The sequence below is a fragment of the Achromobacter sp. genome (assembly GCF_050285585.1).
In the GTDB taxonomy this organism is placed as follows: domain Bacteria; phylum Pseudomonadota; class Gammaproteobacteria; order Burkholderiales; family Burkholderiaceae_B; genus Achromobacter.
Genome location: NZ_JBLZXF010000018.1, coordinates 65,429 through 80,950 on the forward strand (window position 1 = coordinate 65,429; position 15,522 = coordinate 80,950).

12 protein-coding genes are annotated in these 15,522 nt (G+C 67.8%); 5 read left to right on the top strand and 7 right to left on the bottom strand.

Annotated features, from left to right (window positions below):
- Window positions 1–22 precede the first annotated feature (22 nt).
- From ligA to smc, 3 genes are all read right to left on the bottom strand, one after another.
- Window positions 23–2,128: an NAD-dependent DNA ligase LigA gene (gene ligA / locus ACN6PJ_RS21055; protein WP_427997753.1), complete on the bottom strand. Its 2,106-nt coding sequence runs from the start codon at window positions 2,126–2,128 to the stop codon at window positions 23–25.
- A gap of 150 nt (window positions 2,129–2,278) precedes the next feature.
- Window positions 2,279–3,352: a cell division protein ZipA C-terminal FtsZ-binding domain-containing protein gene (locus ACN6PJ_RS21060; RefSeq protein WP_427997754.1), complete on the bottom strand. Its 1,074-nt coding sequence runs from the start codon at window positions 3,350–3,352 to the stop codon at window positions 2,279–2,281.
- Between the two features lie 46 nt (window positions 3,353–3,398).
- Complete coding sequence (smc, locus tag ACN6PJ_RS21065; protein WP_427997755.1) at window positions 3,399–6,932, bottom strand: chromosome segregation protein SMC; 3,534 nt, start codon at window positions 6,930–6,932, stop codon at window positions 3,399–3,401.
- A gap of 265 nt (window positions 6,933–7,197) precedes the next feature.
- On the opposite strand from smc, the gene lplT reads away from it, so the two are divergent.
- The gene (lplT, locus tag ACN6PJ_RS21070) at window positions 7,198–8,511 is read left to right on the top strand and encodes a lysophospholipid transporter LplT (RefSeq protein WP_427997756.1); all 1,314 of its coding nucleotides are present in this window, start codon (window positions 7,198–7,200) and stop codon (window positions 8,509–8,511) included.
- A 61-nt stretch (window positions 8,512–8,572) separates the two neighbouring features.
- On the opposite strand, the gene ACN6PJ_RS21075 is transcribed toward lplT, so the two are convergent.
- Complete coding sequence (locus ACN6PJ_RS21075) at window positions 8,573–9,514, bottom strand: uracil-DNA glycosylase (RefSeq protein WP_427997757.1); 942 nt, start codon at window positions 9,512–9,514, stop codon at window positions 8,573–8,575.
- The gene (gene tsaB, locus ACN6PJ_RS21080; protein ID WP_427997758.1) at window positions 9,511–10,767 is read right to left on the bottom strand and encodes a tRNA (adenosine(37)-N6)-threonylcarbamoyltransferase complex dimerization subunit type 1 TsaB; all 1,257 of its coding nucleotides are present in this window, start codon (window positions 10,765–10,767) and stop codon (window positions 9,511–9,513) included. Before tsaB ends, ACN6PJ_RS21075 begins: the two co-directional genes overlap by 4 nt.
- Window positions 10,768–10,898: 131 nt before the next feature.
- Here tsaB and ompR point away from each other — a divergent pair, with 131 nt between their 5' ends.
- From ompR to ACN6PJ_RS21100, 4 genes are all read left to right on the top strand, one after another.
- On the top strand, window positions 10,899–11,633 hold the full coding sequence (gene ompR / locus ACN6PJ_RS21085; RefSeq protein ID WP_003813882.1) for a two-component system response regulator OmpR: 735 nt from the start codon (window positions 10,899–10,901) through the stop codon (window positions 11,631–11,633).
- A 4-nt stretch (window positions 11,634–11,637) separates the two neighbouring features.
- A complete protein-coding gene (locus ACN6PJ_RS21090; RefSeq protein WP_156124267.1) occupies window positions 11,638–13,062 on the top strand; it encodes an ATP-binding protein in 1,425 nt (474 codons plus the stop codon).
- Between the two features lie 56 nt (window positions 13,063–13,118).
- Complete coding sequence (locus ACN6PJ_RS21095; protein ID WP_427997759.1) at window positions 13,119–13,667, top strand: peroxiredoxin; 549 nt, start codon at window positions 13,119–13,121, stop codon at window positions 13,665–13,667.
- A 75-nt stretch (window positions 13,668–13,742) separates the two neighbouring features.
- Window positions 13,743–14,261 carry a carboxymuconolactone decarboxylase family protein gene (locus tag ACN6PJ_RS21100; protein ID WP_427997760.1) on the top strand — a complete coding sequence of 173 codons (519 nt, stop codon included), beginning with the start codon at window positions 13,743–13,745 and terminating at the stop codon, window positions 14,259–14,261.
- A gap of 93 nt (window positions 14,262–14,354) precedes the next feature.
- Here ACN6PJ_RS21100 and ispF read toward each other — a convergent pair whose 3' ends face one another.
- Window positions 14,355–14,840: a 2-C-methyl-D-erythritol 2,4-cyclodiphosphate synthase gene (gene ispF, locus ACN6PJ_RS21105; protein ID WP_427997761.1), complete on the bottom strand. Its 486-nt coding sequence runs from the start codon at window positions 14,838–14,840 to the stop codon at window positions 14,355–14,357.
- Window positions 14,837–15,520 carry a 2-C-methyl-D-erythritol 4-phosphate cytidylyltransferase gene (gene ispD, locus ACN6PJ_RS21110; RefSeq protein WP_427997762.1) on the bottom strand — a complete coding sequence of 228 codons (684 nt, stop codon included), beginning with the start codon at window positions 15,518–15,520 and terminating at the stop codon, window positions 14,837–14,839. Before ispD ends, ispF begins: the two co-directional genes overlap by 4 nt.
- Window positions 15,521–15,522 lie beyond the last annotated feature (2 nt).

Consider the following 15,522-nt stretch of genomic DNA (forward strand, 5'->3'; position numbering starts at 1 on the left):
AATAATTTCCGGAAAGCCAGCCTCAGCCGGCCATTCCGAGCAGGGCTTTCAGCCCGTCTTCGTCCAGCACGGTCACGCCCAGTTCCTGGGCCTTGGTGAGTTTGCTGCCGGCGTCCTCGCCCGCCACCAGGTAGGCCGTTTTCTTGGACACCGAGCCGCTGACCTTGCCACCGGCCGCCTGGATGTGCATGGACGCCTCTTCGCGCGTCCAGTTAGGCAGCGTGCCCGTCAGCACGAAGGTCTTGCCCGCCAGGGTCGTGCCTTGCGGGGCCGCTTCGGCCACCGGGCTCACGCCCTGCGCCTTCAACTGCCCGATCACGTCGCGGTTGTGCTGTTCGGCGAAGAAGTGGCGGATGGATGCGGCCACCACCGGCCCCACGTCGGGCACGGCCGACAGCATCTCTTCATCGGCATCCATGATGGCGTCGATGCTGCCGAAATGGCGCGCCACGTCGCGGGCGGTAGTTTCGCCCACGTGGCGGATGCCCAGGGCGAACAGCAGACGGGCCAACCCCGGCGTGCGCGCCTTTTCGATCGCGGCCACGAGGTTGTCCGCGGACTTCTGGCCCATGCGGTCCAGCCCCACCAGCTCGAGCGGACGCAGGCTGTACAGATCCGCCAGCGTCTTGACGCGGCCGCTGTCGACCAGTTGATCCACCAGCTTCTCGCCCAGGCCTTCGATGTCCAGCGCCTTGCGGCTGGCCGCGTGCCAAAGGGTCTGCTTGCGCTGGGCCCCGCAGAACAGGCCGCCGGTGCAGCGCGCGATGGTTTCGCCTTCCAGGCGTTCGATGGCGGAACCGCACACCGGACAGGCGGTGGGCATGACGAACTCCCGGGCGTCGCCGGGCCGCTTTTCCAGCACGGGCGCCAGCACCTCGGGAATCACGTCGCCCGCGCGACGCACGATCACCGTATCGCCGATGCGCACATCCTTGCGGCGGATCTCGTCCTCGTTGTGCAGCGTGGCGTTGGTGACGGTCACGCCCCCGACGAAGACCGGTTTCAGGCGGGCCACCGGCGTGATGGCGCCGGTGCGGCCGACCTGCACCTCGATGTCCAGCAGCGTGGTGGTGGCCTCTTCGGCCGCGAACTTGTGCGCCAGCGCAAAGCGCGGGGCGCGCGCCACGAAGCCGAGCACCTTCTGGGCCGGCAGCGAATCCACCTTGTAGACCACGCCGTCGATGTCGTAGGGCAGCTCAGCCCGCATCGCGCCGACCTTGGCGTAGAAGGCCATCAGGCCTTCGGCGCCGGTGGCCCGGTGGTTGTGCCTCACGTTGACCGGCAGGCCCAGCGAGGCGAGCCAGTCCAGCATCGCGCCATGGGATTTCTCGGGCAATTGCGAGGCTTCGGCCGCGCCCGCCGAAGCCTCGGCAAACAGGCCGCCCTGCGAACCCGGCAGGCCATGGACCTCGCCCCAGCCATAGGCGAAAAACCGCAACGGCCGCTTGGCGGTGATGCGCGGATCCAGCTGGCGCAGGCTGCCGGCGGCCGCGTTACGCGGATTGACGAACACTTTTTCGTCGCGCTTGGCCTGGGCCTGGTTCAGTTTTTCGAAGTCGGCGCGGTTCATCAGCACCTCGCCCCGAACCTCCAGCACCTTGGGCGCGGCCCCCGTGAGCTGCAGGGGAATCGCCTTGATGGTGCGGATATTGGAGGTGACGTCTTCGCCGGTCTGGCCATCCCCGCGCGTGGCGGCCTGCACCAGGCGGCCGTCCTCGTAGCGCAGGCTGATGGCCAGCCCATCAAGCTTGAGTTCGCAGAAATAGTCCGCCTGCTGCGCCGGGCCGAGCAGGCCGGCGCCGCGCAGCGTATCCGTCACGCGGCGGTCGAAGGCCACCACGTCTTCCTCGTCGAAGGCATTGCCCAGCGACAGCATGGGCACGGCATGGCGCACGGCGCCAAAGGCCGACACCGGGGCGGCTCCGACCCGCTGCGTAGGCGATTCGGGCGTCACGAGCTCCGGATGCTCGGCCTCCAGGGCCTGCAGCTCCCGCATCAGGGCGTCGTACTCGGCATCCGAAATGGAGGGTTCGTCGTAGACGTAATAGCGGACGTTGTGCTGTTCGATTTCGGCGCGCAGGCGCGCCGCGGCCTGCGCCGCGTTTTCACCGCCGGAAGAGCCTTTCATATCAGTTATCCATAACACCGCGGACCGCCCATGGCTCGCGACTCGCGCACGAGACGCTGGAATGGGCGCGGGGCCGCGCGGAGCCGGCCTCGCCGGTCCGCCGCGGCGCCCCTGGGAGGAGGCGCGCAGCGCTTCCTGGGGCGAACCCCATCAAGCGAACACCCGCTGGGCGCGTTCGCTGCCGGCGGGCAGGCCCGCCTGCTCCAGCTGGCCGAACAGCACTTGCAGCCGTTCGTCGATGACCGTTTCAGAGCCATCGGCCAGCGGCTTGCCCTGGTCGTCGACCAATTCCGCGCGCAGGCGGGCGGCCAGGTCGCGGCCCACGTCGACCATGCGGCCGAAGGCGCGGCTGTCCGCGGGGCTGCACGGCACGTCGAGCAACAGGTAGAGCCGTTCGATTCCGCCCATGCCGGCGTCGAACGCCGCGCCGTCGGCGCGGGCCAGCGTGAAGCGGGCCACACCGTTCTCCGCCGGCCAGGCCAGGCGGTTGCCATCGGGGACGAAGCCGGCATCGCGCGCCACGCCCAGCACCTCGGCGGCGGGCTGGGCCGTGCCCAGCAACAGGGTCAGGCCAACCTGGGTATCCAGGGCGGCGCAGGTATCGTCCAGGCGCGCGCCCTGCTCGAGCACGGCCTGCTGGTCCGGCCCTTCTATGGTGGCGTCGAAGCGCTCGGCCATGTCCTGGGCCCGGGCCCAGGCCTGCGACCATTCGATGGCGGTCAGCGGGCCGCTGCGGTTGGCCAGCAGCACGGCCAGCTGCATCGAGGCGTAGGATTCGCCCGCATGGATGTGGGCGCGATGGCGGCGCTGGTCGGTTTCGGCGAACACGCGCATGGGCTTGCGGCCCACGTGGCGCAGGCTCTGCATATAGGGCAGCAGCTCGGCGCCGCGCACCGGTTCGGCGAAGTTGATCTCGATGACCACTTCGCAAGCGGGATCCGGCTCGGCGGCATCGTCGGCGTCCGTGCCCGGATCGACCGGGGCCGCCTGTCCGGCTTGCGCGCGCGGGGCCTCGCCTCCCATGCCGGGTTCGCGGCGAGGCGCCGGACCCGAGGCGGCGCCGGCGGCAGCGGCGCCCGCCCCCAGCAGGGGATCCTGCTCGGACGCAGGGAAATGCGTCTGCATCTTGCGCCGCACGCGGCGGTCCTGCCACCAGTTGAATCCCAGCACCAGCAGTATCAGCAGGACGCCCAGGGCTATCAGCCCGATCTGCAAATCACTCATGTATCAATCCCGCGCCGAAACGCCCGGCGCCCTTCTGAATATTGGTTTATGCCGCTTCGGAGGCCATCATCTGCACGGCCGAATCTATGTCTACCGCAACGATACGCGAAACCCCTTGCTCTTGCATGGTTACACCGATCAGTTGCTTGGCCATCTGCATCGCGATCTTGTTGTGCGAGATGAACAGGAACTGGGTCTGCTCGCTCATGTTGGCGACCAGATTGGCATAGCGTTCCGTGTTGGCGTCGTCCAGCGGAGCGTCCACCTCGTCCAGCAAGCAGAACGGGGCCGGGTTGAGCTTGAACAGCGCGAACACCAGCGCGGTCGCGGTCAGCGCCTTTTCGCCGCCCGACAGCAGGTGAATGGTGCTGTTGCGCTTGCCGGGCGGCTGGGCCATGACCTGCACGCCCGCGTCGAGGATTTCCTCGCCCGTCATGCTCAGCCGGGCTTCCCCGCCCCCGAACAGCTTGGGGAACAGCTCGCCGAAGTGGCCGTTCACCACGTTGAAGGTCTCCTGGAGCAGCTCGCGCGTTTCGCGGTCGATCTTGCGAATGGCGTCTTCGAGGGTTTCGATGGCGGTCATCAGGTCCTGGTGCTGCGAATCCAGGAAGCCCTTGCGCTCGCGCGAGCTGTTCAGTTCGTCCAGCGCGGCCAGGTTGACCGAGCCCAGGGACTCGATCTGGCGGGAAATGCGGCTCACTTCCGATTGCAGCCAGCTCGCCCGGCGCCATTCGTCGGACTGGTTGGCCAGTTCCTGCGCGAGGGCCTCGCGGTCGACCTCGCGCGCGTTCAACTGTTCCGTGAACTGCTCTTCGGCCAGGCGGGCGGCCTGCTCCTGCAACTGCAGCTCCATGATGCGGGCGCGCCGCGGCTCCAGCGTCTGTTCCTGTTGCAGGCGGTCTTCGTCGGCGCCGCGCAGCAAGGCGGCCAGATTGTCCATTTCCTGGCGCGCGCGCGACAGCGCTTCCTCGCGCTCCGCGCGCACCTCCAGGGCGTCCTGCAAGCCGGCCTGGGAAGCCGACGCGTCCAGCTCGGCCAGGTCTTCCTGCAATTGCTCCAGTTCGACGCTGGCGCGCTGGCTCTGGTCGGCCGCCAATTGCTGGTTGCGCTGCAGATCGGTGATCCGGACCTGGATGCTGCGTTCGGCGAATTCGGCTTCCTGGGCGGCGCGCTCCAGTTCGCGCAGCCCGGCGCGGGCGGCCTCGGCCTGGGCGGCGAGCGTCTCGCCGTCGATCTCGGCATCGGCGAAGCGGGACTGGTGTTCGGCCAGCTCTTCGTCCAGCGCCTCGAAACGGGCCTCGGCTTCCTCGCGGGTGGCGCGCAGGTCTTCTTCCTGGACCTTGATTTCCTCCAGGTCCTGCCGCAGGCGGGAGGCGCGCTCGCCCGACTGTTCGGCCTGCTGCTGCAGGCGCGAATGTTCCAGCTGGATGTCGTGCACCCGGCGCGTGACTTCCGCCACGCGCTGGCGCGCCGGGGCGATGGCCTGGGACACCTGCTGCCACGCGGCCTCGGCGCGGGCCACCGCGGCGCGCGCCTGGTCGGCGATCAGCTGCTGGGCCTTGATCTCGCGCTGCAGGTTCTCGATTTCCTGCTGGCGGGCCAGCAGGCCGGCCTGCTCGGAGTCGGGCGCGTAGAAGCGCACGCTGTGCGCATCCACCAGGTGCCCGGCCTTGACCACGCAGGCGCTGCCGGCGGGCAGGCTGGCGCGCATGGACAGGGCCTGGGTCAGGTCGGCGGCGGTGTAGACACCGTCCAGCCATTCATTGAGCAGCGTGCGCAGGTCGGGGTCGGTGATGCGCAGCAGGCTGGCCAGCGGGGTCAGCCCGGCCGGAGCGGGCGGCGTGGGCGCGGCGGCCGGCAACTGGTAGAAAGCCAGGCGGGCGGGCGGCGCGTCCTCGGCGAAGGCCCGGGCCCAGTCCAGGCTGCGCACTTCCATGGATGCCATGCGTTCGCGCATGGCGGCTTCCAGGGCGGTTTCCCAGCCGGGTTCGACGTGCAGCTTCTGCCACAGCCGGGTCAGCCCGGCAAGTTCATGCTTGGCGAGCCAGGGCTCCAGCGCCCCCTGCTTCTGCACGTCTTCCTGCAGCTTCACCAGCGCGGACAGGCGGGCTTCCAGGCGCGCAAGATTCTGCGCGTCGGTCTGGGCGGCGGCCTGGGCGCGGCTGCGCTCGGCGTCCGCTTCGGGCACGCGGCCCTCCAGGGCGGCGAGTTCTTCCTGGGCTTCCTCGAGCTGGTCTTCGCCCGCCACGCGGTCGCCGGCCAGTTGCTCGAGGCGGACCGGATCGGGGCTGTGCAATTCGCGCAGTTCCTGCTGCAGGCGCTCGCGGCGCTGCTCCAGGGCCTGCATCTGGCGGTCCGCGTCGCGCTGCGTCTGCGCGACCAGGGCCAGGTTCTGTTCCACGCGGGCCAGGGCGGCGCGCATCTCGTCGCGCCCGGCGGCGGCTTCGCGCACGCGCTGCTCCACCGCCGGCAAGGCGGCCTGGGCATCTTCGGCCTTGGCGCGCGCCTCTTCGGTGCGGGCGGCGCCGGCCGCCAGGTCTTCCTCGGCCTGGGCGATCTGCTCGGTGCAGTGCTCGCGCTGGGCGGTCCATTCGCCGATCTGCTGCTGCAGCTGCTCGCGGCGTGCCTGCAGACGGTTGCGGGAATCCACCACGTGGCGGATCTCGGCTTCCAGGCGGCTCACCTGGGCGTTGGCTTCGTACAGCGCCCCCTGGGCCGCGTGGGCGGCGTCGCTGGCGGCGTAGTGGGCCTGGCGCCTGGACTCCAGCGCCGCCTCGCCCGCCCGCAGGCCGGCGATGGCGGCTTCCAGTTCGTTCTGGGCCTGCGCCATTTCCTGGGCCTTCTTGGCCCGCTCCTCGCGCGCCCCGGTTTCCTTCAGGAACCACAGCGCATGCTGCTTCTTTTCGCCGTCGGCCTGGAGCTCGCGGTAGCGGGTGGCCACCTCGGCCTGCGCCTCCAGCTTTTCCAGCTGGGTGTTCAGCTCGCGCAGGATGTCTTCGACGCGGGTCAGGTTTTCGCGGGTGTCGGACAGGCGGTTCTCGGTTTCCCGGCGCCGTTCCTTGTAGCGCGACACCCCGGCCGCTTCCTCGAGGAATACCCGCAGTTCTTCCGGGCGCGCCTCGATCAGGCGGTTGATCATGCCCTGCCCGATGATGGCGTAGCCGCGGGCGCCCAGCCCGGTGCCCAGGAAGATGTCGTGGATGTCGCGGCGGCGGACCTGCTGGTTGTTGACGAAATAGCTGCTGGTGCCGTCACGGGTCAGGACGCGGCGCACGGCGATTTCCGCGTAGCTGCTCCATTGGCCGGCGGCGCGCCCCTCGCTGTTGTCGAACACCATTTCGACCGACGCCCGGGCGGCGGGCTTGCGGTTGCCGGAACCGTTGAAAATGACGTCCTGCATGGACTCGCCACGCAGTTCCGAGGCCTTGGCTTCGCCCAGCACCCAGCGCACGGCGTCGATGATGTTCGACTTTCCGCAGCCATTGGGACCCACCACGCCCACCAGCTGGCTGGGCACGGGAATCACGGTGGGATCGACGAAGGACTTGAAGCCGGCGAGTTTGAGCTGAGTAAGACGCACAGTACGATGACGACGGGGTGGGTTGAACGAAAGGCGTTAACGGACCTGCCGCGCAGATTGCAAACCGGCCCATCGAGGGCCGGCTCTCATATGGCTCGTATGATACCGCAGCCGGTCCGCCCCCAAACGTCAGCAACCGTCAACCCACGGGCAAACGCTCAATGGCCGCCATTTGGGCTCCGGCTATACTCCCTGACACTTTTTGGCACGACACATAAATTTTCACGCGGACTGGCCGGGCTCTGGCCGAAGAACGGGGACATTCTTGAAACGTGGTTTCTATCTGGTCATGGCCGCGCAGGCCTTCTCGTCATTGGCGGACAATGCGCTGTTCATCGCAGCCATCGCCTTGATACAGGAACTGCACGGCCCCGACTGGTTGGCCCCCATGATGAAATGGTCGTTCGCGCTGGCCTACGTCGTGCTGGCCGCCTTCGTCGGAGCCCTGGCCGACTCCTTCCCCAAGGGGCGCGTGATGTTCTCCACGAACGCGCTGAAGGTCGGCGGCTGCATGCTGATGTTCTCCTACGCCAACATCGGCATCCCCGAGCAATACCAAACCTACCTGGTCTGCATGGCCTACGGCATCGTGGGGATCGGCGCCGCGGCCTACTCCCCCGCCAAGTACGGGATCGTGACCGAAATGCTGCCGCCGGCCATGCTGGTCAAGGGCAATAGCTGGATCGAGGGCCTCACGGTCTTCTCCATCATCCTGGGCACCGTGCTGGGCGGCGTGCTGATTTCGTCGTCCGTTTCCGCCGCCCTGCTCAACCACTCGTTCATCGGCAAACTGGTCCATACCCCCGCCGAGGCGGCGATCCTGGTCATCGCTTTCGTCTATCTGCTGGCGGCGCTGTGCAACCTGATGATTCCGCACACCCACGTGCGCTACCCGCCGCAGCAGAAAAACCCCGTGCGCCTCGTCCGCACCTTCTGGGGCTACGTCTGTGTGCTCTGGAAAGACAAGCTGGGCCAGATCTCGCTGGCCGTCACCACGCTGTTCTGGGGCGCGGGCGCCACGCTGCAGCTGATCGTCATCGAATGGGGCCGCAGCCACCTGGGCTACCAGCTGGACAAGGCCTCGATGCTGATGGGCGTGGCCGCGCTGGGCACGGTGGTGGGCTCCATCCTGGCCGGCCGCATTCCGCTGCGCCGCGCGCTCTCCGTGCTGCCCGTGGGCGCGGCCATGGGCCTGGTCGTGCTGCTGATGCCGCTGGTCTATTCGCCCTGGAGCGTCTACCTGCTGCTGCTGATCACGGGCGGCCTGGCGGGCTTCTTCGTGGTTCCGATGAACGCCCTTCTGCAGCACCGCGGCCACGTCCTGCTGTCGGCCGGCCACTCCATCGCCGTGCAGAACTTCAACGAACAGCTCAACATCCTGCTGATGGTGGCCATGTACACGCTGCTGCTGTGGCTGCAGCTGCCGATCAACCTGATCATCGTGATCTTCGGCACCGTGGTCGCCGTGCTGATGGTGGTCTTCATGCGCTGGAGCAAACGCAACCTGCAGGCCAACCCCGAGCTGCACGAGCAAATCGGCCAGGAAGGCCACGGCCGCGCGCTGGACTCCTCGCACTAAGCGATTGATCCTCCAATGAAAAACCGGGCTTGCGCCCGGTTTTTTTTTGCCTGGCGGAGGCTCAGCCCATGCGGGCCGCCAGCTTCAGGTCCTGCCAGGCGCGCGCCTTTTCGCCGGGGCTGCGCAGCAGGTAGGCCGGGTGATAGCTGACCACCACCGGTATCTGCACGCCCTCGTCCGTCTTCAGCTGATGGACGCGTCCTCGCAGGCTGCCGATCGTGGCGTCGGTGCCCAGCAGCGTCTGGGCGGCAAAACGGCCCAGGACCAGAATCCGCTCCGGCTTGAGCAGGGCGATCTGCCGCATCAGGTACGGGCTGCAGGCCGCGATCTCCTCGGGCTTGGGATTGCGGTTGCCCGGCGGGCGGCACTTGATGACATTGGTGATGAAAACGTCGCGCTCGCGGCTCATGGACACCGCCGACAGCATCGCGTCCAGCAACTGGCCCGACCTGCCTACGAAAGGTTGCCCCTGGCGATCCTCTTGCTCGCCGGGAGCCTCGCCCACCACCAGCCAGCGCGTCGGCTGGCCGCCATGGCCGAACACCGCATTGCGGCGGCCCTTGCACAGGCCGCAAGCCTCGCACGCCACGACCTGCTCGCGCATCTCGTCCAGGCTGGAATTCCTGATGGCCTCGGCCACCGGGATGGGCGCGGGCGCGGCCGCTTCGGCCACCACCTTTGGGGGCGGCGGCGGCGGCGGGCCCTTGCGGTTCAGGATGGAAGCGGGGATGCCCGGGCGGCCCGGCACGGGCTCCGCGGCGGGCGCCGCGGGGGCGGCGGCGGGCCGGGCCGGCGGGGCTTCGGCGGGCGGAGCTTCCGCCGCGGGGGCGGATACCGGAAAAACGGGTTTTGAAACAGGGACTTGCGGCTCGGCGGCCGGCCGGCTCGCCGCCGGCGCCGGACGCAGCCACAGCCGTTCCATGCCGATTTCGCGCAGCCAGATCCTTTGAAGGGGATTGACCCGGGGAGCGGCCGGCGCGGGGGAAGAGACAGGCGCCATCATGCGGCTTCTCCGGCGGCGGCCGCAAAGCGCTTCTGCATGACCAGCGCATCTTCCCGGCCGCCCTTTTCGGCGGGATAGTAGCCGCGGCGCACGCCTATCTGCAGGTAGCCGTGCCGCTTATAGAAACTGATGGCGGACGCGTTGGAGGGCCGCACTTCCAGGAGCACGCCCTCCAGGCCGCGCTCGCGCGCCTGCTGTTCGCACCAGTCGAGGAGAATGCCGCCCAGCCCCTGGCGGTGCAGTTTCCTGGCCACGGCGATCACCAGCAGGTGGGCCACGTCCGGGGCGAACATGACGACGCAGAACCCCGCCAGCTTGCCGTCGCGCCGCAGCACCCAGGCGCCATAGCCGGCCGCCAGGGCGTCGGCGAAATTGCCGCGGGTCCAGGGAAAGGACTGCACGTGCGCCTCCAGCGCCACCACCTCGTCCAGGTCCGCGTCCGTCATGGGCTGGGGAACCGCGGGCGCCAGCGAGGACTGAGCCTTGGGGTTGCCGCCCTGGCCCAGCATGCGCTCGGCGGTGGTGAAAGCCACCTTGTCGCGCACATAGAGCGGCGCGGCCAGCTCGGGAGCCAGGGCTTCGCCGCGCAGCCAGCCCTGCCGCGCAAGACGGGCCACGCTGGCCGCTTCCGGCCGCTGCGCGCCGGCGGCGCGGCGCCACTGCGCGGGATAGGCCATTTCCGCGGCGTAGGCATCCCACGCGTCGCCCGCCAGCAGCACGCCCAGCGGCTGGCCGGCGGCGGCCGACCAGCCCGACAGGTGATGCGCGGCCCAGGGCACGACCTCGGCCGCCGCGATCAGCATCGGCGCCTGCAGCGTTTGCCAGGCGATTTCGCCGTCCGCACTGCCCGCCTGGCGGTAGACCGCCAGATAGACTTCATTCATCCGGGCGTCCAGCGCCACGACTATCGCGTCCCCGGGCGTGGACTCCACCTGTGCGGCGACCGCCTGATGAGAGACAATGGGCAATACGGGAATGCCCAGCCCGAGGCCCATGCCCTGGGCCACGCCGCAAGCCACCCGCAGGCCCGTGAAGCCGCCCGGCCCCTGGCCGAAAGCCACCGCGTGCAGGGAGCCTGGCGTCAGGCCGGAGGCCGCCAGCAGCTCGTTGGCCATGGGCAAGAGCCGTTCCGCGTGCTCCTGGGAGCCCTCGTGTTCCCTGACGCTGACCTCCAGCCGGCCGCCGGCCGCGCGCAAAAGAGCCACGCCGCAACGGGACGAAGAGGTTTCCAAGGCCAGCAGGTTTAGTTCCATAGATGCAGATTGTACGAAATACCGCGGCTCCGCCCCCGGTTGTAAGGGGGATTTCAACGATGGATCGCAATGTGTAATATCTTGTGAACGCCCACTAGCCGCTGGTTCTTGTCACTGTTACATTTCCGGCCATGAATACGCAAAACACCACCCCCACCCGAAAAATCCTCGTCGTCGACGATGATCCGCGCTTGCGCGATCTGCTGCGCCGGTATCTGTCCGAGCAGGGATTCAACGTTTTCGTCGCCGAAGACGCGAAAGAGATGGGCAAACTCTGGCAACGCGAGCATTTCGACCTGCTCGTGCTGGATCTGATGCTGCCCGGCGAAGATGGCCTGTCCATCTGCCGCCGGCTGCGCGGTGGCCATGACAATACTCCCATCATCATGCTGACGGCCAAGGCGGAAGAGATCGACCGCATCGTCGGCCTGGAGATGGGCGCGGACGACTACCTGTCCAAGCCGTTCAACCCCCGGGAACTGCTGGCGCGGATCAACGCCATCCTGCGCCGCCGCGGCACCGAGGAACACCCCGGCGCTCCCAGCCAGGAGAACGAATCCATCGCCTTCGGCCCCTACGTGCTGAATCTGTCCACCCGCACGCTCACGCGCAACGGGGAACAGGTGCCCATCACCACGGGCGAATTCTCGGTGCTCAAGGTATTTGCACGGCACCCCAAGATCCCGCTCTCGCGCGACAAACTCATGGAGCTGGCCCGCGGCCGCGAATACGAGGCCTTCGATCGCAGCCTCGACGTCCAGATCTCGCGTTTGCGCAAGCTGATCGAGCCCAATCCGTCCAAGCCCGTATTCATCCAGACCGTCTGGGGTCTGGGATACGTGTTCGTGCCGGATGGTGGCAGCTGACCGGCTGGCCCGCCCCGGGCAGGAGCGCAGCCTCGTGCCCCGCTTGCGCAGAACCTTCAGGAACCTGACATCTCGATTGCGGCTCGGCTTGTTCGGCCGCACGTTCCTGTTGCTCGCCGCGCTGATGCTCGTGAGCCTGGGCGCGTGGCTACAAGTTTTCTTCAGCATGGAGCTGGGACCGCGCGCCAATCAAATGGCGCAGCGGGTGATCACGGCCGTCAATATCACGCGCACCGCGCTGATCTATTCCCATAACGACGAACGGAGCAAGCTCCTGCTGGACCTGGCCACCAACGAAGGCATCCAGGTCTACCCGCGCGAAGTCACGGACTTCGCCGAGGCGCTTCCCGACGACGACTACTGGCAACGCGTTGCCCAGCACATCCGCACGCGCTTCGGCCCGGAGACGCAGATCGCCTGGGGCGTGAACCAGGTGCCCGGCTTCTGGGTCAGCTTCCAGATAGAGAAGGACCTGTACTGGCTCGTTTTCGAGCGAGAACAGATAGGCTTGACCGGCGGGATCGAATGGCTGGGCTGGGGCGCAACGGCATTGCTGCTGTCCCTGGTGGGGGCCGCGGTCAGCGTGGGCTTCGTCAACCGGCCGCTATCGCGGCTGGCCCGGGCGGCGCAAGTACTCTCCCGGGGCGAGACGCCCGCCGCCCTGCCCGAGCAGGGCCCGCTCGAAATCCGCGACCTGAACGCCTCGTTCAACCGGATGGCCAAGGACCTCAGGCAGGCCGAGGCGGACCGCGAGCTGATGCTGGCGGGGATCTCGCACGACCTGCGCACGCCTCTGGCGCGCATGCGGCTGGAGATCGAACTGAGCGGCGTCTCCGAAGACGCCCGCCAGGCGATCGACGAAGACCTGGGCCAGATCGACCACAGTATCGGCCAATTGATGGAGTACGCGCGGCCGGCCGGCACGCTGCCGCAGCTGGCCACGGATATTTCCGCCGTGCTGGCCGAGCTCTACGAACGCGAACGCAGCCATACCGCCTCGCTGGGCGGCGAACTGGAGGCCTCGCTGGAGCCCGGCCTGCGCGCCCGCATCACGGCGCTGGACCTCAAGCGCATCGTCAGCAACCTGATCGAGAACGCCCGCCGCTACGGGCGCTCGTCCGATGGGATGGCCCATCTGGTCATGACATTGCAAGCCGACGGTGCCATGATCGCGATCGAGGTGTCCGATCGCGGCCCGGGCATCGCCCCCGAGGATGTCGACCGCCTGCTGCGGCCCTTCTCCCGCGGCGAAGCCGCCCGTACCGGCGTCAGTGGCGCCGGGCTGGGCCTGGCGATCGTCGAGCGGCTCCTCAAGCACGTGGGCGGGTCCCTGCGCATGCTTCCCCGCGAGGGAGGCGGCCTGACCGCCAGGATAGAGCTGCCCAAAGCCAAGTTTAGGAATTATCAATTAGACAACGATAATCCATAGCGTAGAATTTACGGTTTGAGGCACAGCCTTAATTCCACCAACAACTGGGAGTAAACATGAAAACTGTTGGCGACAAACTCGAGCCCTTCAAGGTCACCGGCGTCAAGCCCGGCTTCAACCAGCACGAAGAAAATGGCGTGTCGGCGTTTGAAGACATCACCGAAAGCTCGTTCCCCGGCAAGTGGAAGGTGATCTACTTCTACCCGAAAGACTTCACGTTTGTTTGCCCGACCGAAATCGTCGGCTTCAACAAGCTGGCCAAGGATTTCGAAGACCGCGACGCAGTCCTGCTGGGCGGTTCGAGCGACAACGAATTCGTCAAGCTGGCCTGGCGCCGTGAGCACCCGGACCTGAACAAGCTGGGTCACTACCAATTCGGCGACACCACCGGCGCCCTGATCGACCAGCTGGGCGTGCGTGAAAAGGGTGCTGGCGTTGCCCTGCGCGCCACGTTCATCGTCGACCCGGACAACACGATCCAGCACGTTTCGGTGAACAACCTGAACGTCGGCCGTAACCCGGAAGAAGTCCTGCGTCTGCTCGACGGCCTGCAAACCGACGAGCTGTGCCCGTGCAACCGTTCGGTTGGCGGCGCCACGCTGTAATTTCCAGCCCGGCCAGGGATCTGCCCAGCAGGTCCCGCGCTGGGCTTTAACTGCGCTAGATTATAGGTAAAAACTATGGAATTTCTTACGACCATTAAGGAACAGCTGCCGGATTGGGCCAAGGACATCCGCCTGAATCTGGACGCCGTGATCGCCCGCTCCACGCTGGCACCCGAAGACGCGGTGGGCGCCGCCCTGTCCGCCGCCTACGCCGCGCGCAGCCCGGCGCTGGTCGACGCCTTCAAGAGCGGCCTGTCGGAAGCCGACGCCAACGCCGCATTGACCGCCTCGGCCCTCATGGGCATGAACAACACCTGGTATCCCTACGTGGAAATGACCGGCGACGCCCAGTTGAAGAGCCTGCCCGCGCAACTGCGCATGAACGCCTACGCCACTCATGGCGGCGTGGAAAAGAAGCGCTTCGAACTGTTCGCGCTGACGGCCTCCATCATCGGCAAATGCCACTTCTGCGTGGCCTCGCACTACGAGAACCTGAAGAACGACGGCCTGTCGACCGAACAGCTGCGCGACGCCGGCCGCATCGCCGCGGTGGTCAACGCCGCCGCGCTGGCGCTGACTGCCCAAGGCAAGTAAAGCACCGCCTTCTCAAGGCAAAAAGGGCCCAACCGGGCCCTTTTGCTTTTCTTGCCACTTCGGCGGCGATCGAATCCGGGGCCGATCCCAGGATCAGACCCGGGCGAGCAGCGCCACGACCGTCGCCGCTATGCCTTCCTTTCTGCCGAGGTAACCCAGGCCTTCATTTGTCTTGGCCTTGATGTTGACCTCGGTCTCCGCCAATCCCGTGTCCGCGGCGATGTTCTTCACCATGGCCGGCGCGTGCGGGCCGATCTTGGGAGCCTGCGCGTGCAGGGTGGCGTCGATATTGACCGGCTCCCAGCCGGCCTTGCGCACCCGGGCCATGGCCTCGCGCAGCAGCACGCGGCTGTCGGCCCCCTTGAAGGCCGGGTCGGTGTCCGGGAAATGACGCCCGATATCCCCCAGGCCCGCGCCGCCCAGCAGGGCGTCGGTGATCGCGTGCAGCAGCACGTCCGCATCGGAGTGGCCCAGCAGGCCGTGCGTATGGGGGATCGTGACGCCTCCGATGATCAGCGGCCGGCCCTCGACCAGCGCGTGCACATCGAAGCCCTGCCCGACGCGAAAGGGAATGCTCATAGCCATTTTTCCATCAGTTCGAAATCATCCGGCCACGTCACCTTGAAATTGCGCATGGCGCCGGACACGAGCAGCGGCGCGTAGCCGGCCGCCTCGATGGCCGACGCTTCGTCGGTGACGGCAATGCCGCTCACGGCGGCCGCCGTCAGCGCGTCGCGCAGCACGCCGGCCCGGAACATCTGCGGGGTTTGCGCCTGCCACAGGCCATTGCGGTCGAGCGTGCGCTCGACGCGCCCATGGCCCGACTTGACCGTATCGGCCACCGGCAAGGCCAGCAGGCCGCCCACGGGATCCGCCAGGCAGGCGTCGATGAGACGGCCCAGCGCATCGGCGGGCAAGCCGGGGCGCGCGGCGTCGTGCACCAGCACCCAGGTATCGTCGCCCGCCCCGCTATCGGCCAGCGCGCCGGCCACCGTATCGGCGCGCGTCGCGCCGCCGCAGGCCCGCCACACCGTGCGGGGCAGCCCCGCCAGCGCCGCATCCACCCAGCCGTCGCCCGGCGTCACCGCCACGCGCACCTGGGACACCCGGTCGTCGGCCAGCAGCGCCCGCACCGCGTGGCGCAGCATGGGCTCTCCGGACAGGGGACGATATTGTTTGGGAACGGTCTCGTGCCCGGGCCGGCTGGCGCGGGCGCCGACGCCCGCTGCGGGCACGATCGCAATGATGGAGGCAGACATGG

Coding starts and splice junctions, on each gene's coding strand:
- ligA (WP_427997753.1), bottom strand. CDS start 2,128: ATGAAAGGCTCTTCCGGCGGTGAAAACGCGGCGCAGGCCGCGGCGCGC.
- ACN6PJ_RS21060 (WP_427997754.1), bottom strand. CDS start 3,352: ATGAGTGATTTGCAGATCGGGCTGATAGCCCTGGGCGTCCTGCTGATA.
- ACN6PJ_RS21075 (WP_427997757.1), bottom strand. CDS start 9,514: ATGATGGCGCCTGTCTCTTCCCCCGCGCCGGCCGCTCCCCGGGTCAAT.
- tsaB (WP_427997758.1), bottom strand. CDS start 10,767: ATGGAACTAAACCTGCTGGCCTTGGAAACCTCTTCGTCCCGTTGCGGC.
- ompR (WP_003813882.1), top strand. CDS start 10,899: ATGAATACGCAAAACACCACCCCCACCCGAAAAATCCTCGTCGTCGAC.
- ACN6PJ_RS21095 (WP_427997759.1), top strand. CDS start 13,119: ATGAAAACTGTTGGCGACAAACTCGAGCCCTTCAAGGTCACCGGCGTC.
- ACN6PJ_RS21100 (WP_427997760.1), top strand. CDS start 13,743: ATGGAATTTCTTACGACCATTAAGGAACAGCTGCCGGATTGGGCCAAG.
- ispF (WP_427997761.1), bottom strand. CDS start 14,840: ATGAGCATTCCCTTTCGCGTCGGGCAGGGCTTCGATGTGCACGCGCTG.
- ispD (WP_427997762.1), bottom strand. CDS start 15,520: ATGTCTGCCTCCATCATTGCGATCGTGCCCGCAGCGGGCGTCGGCGCC.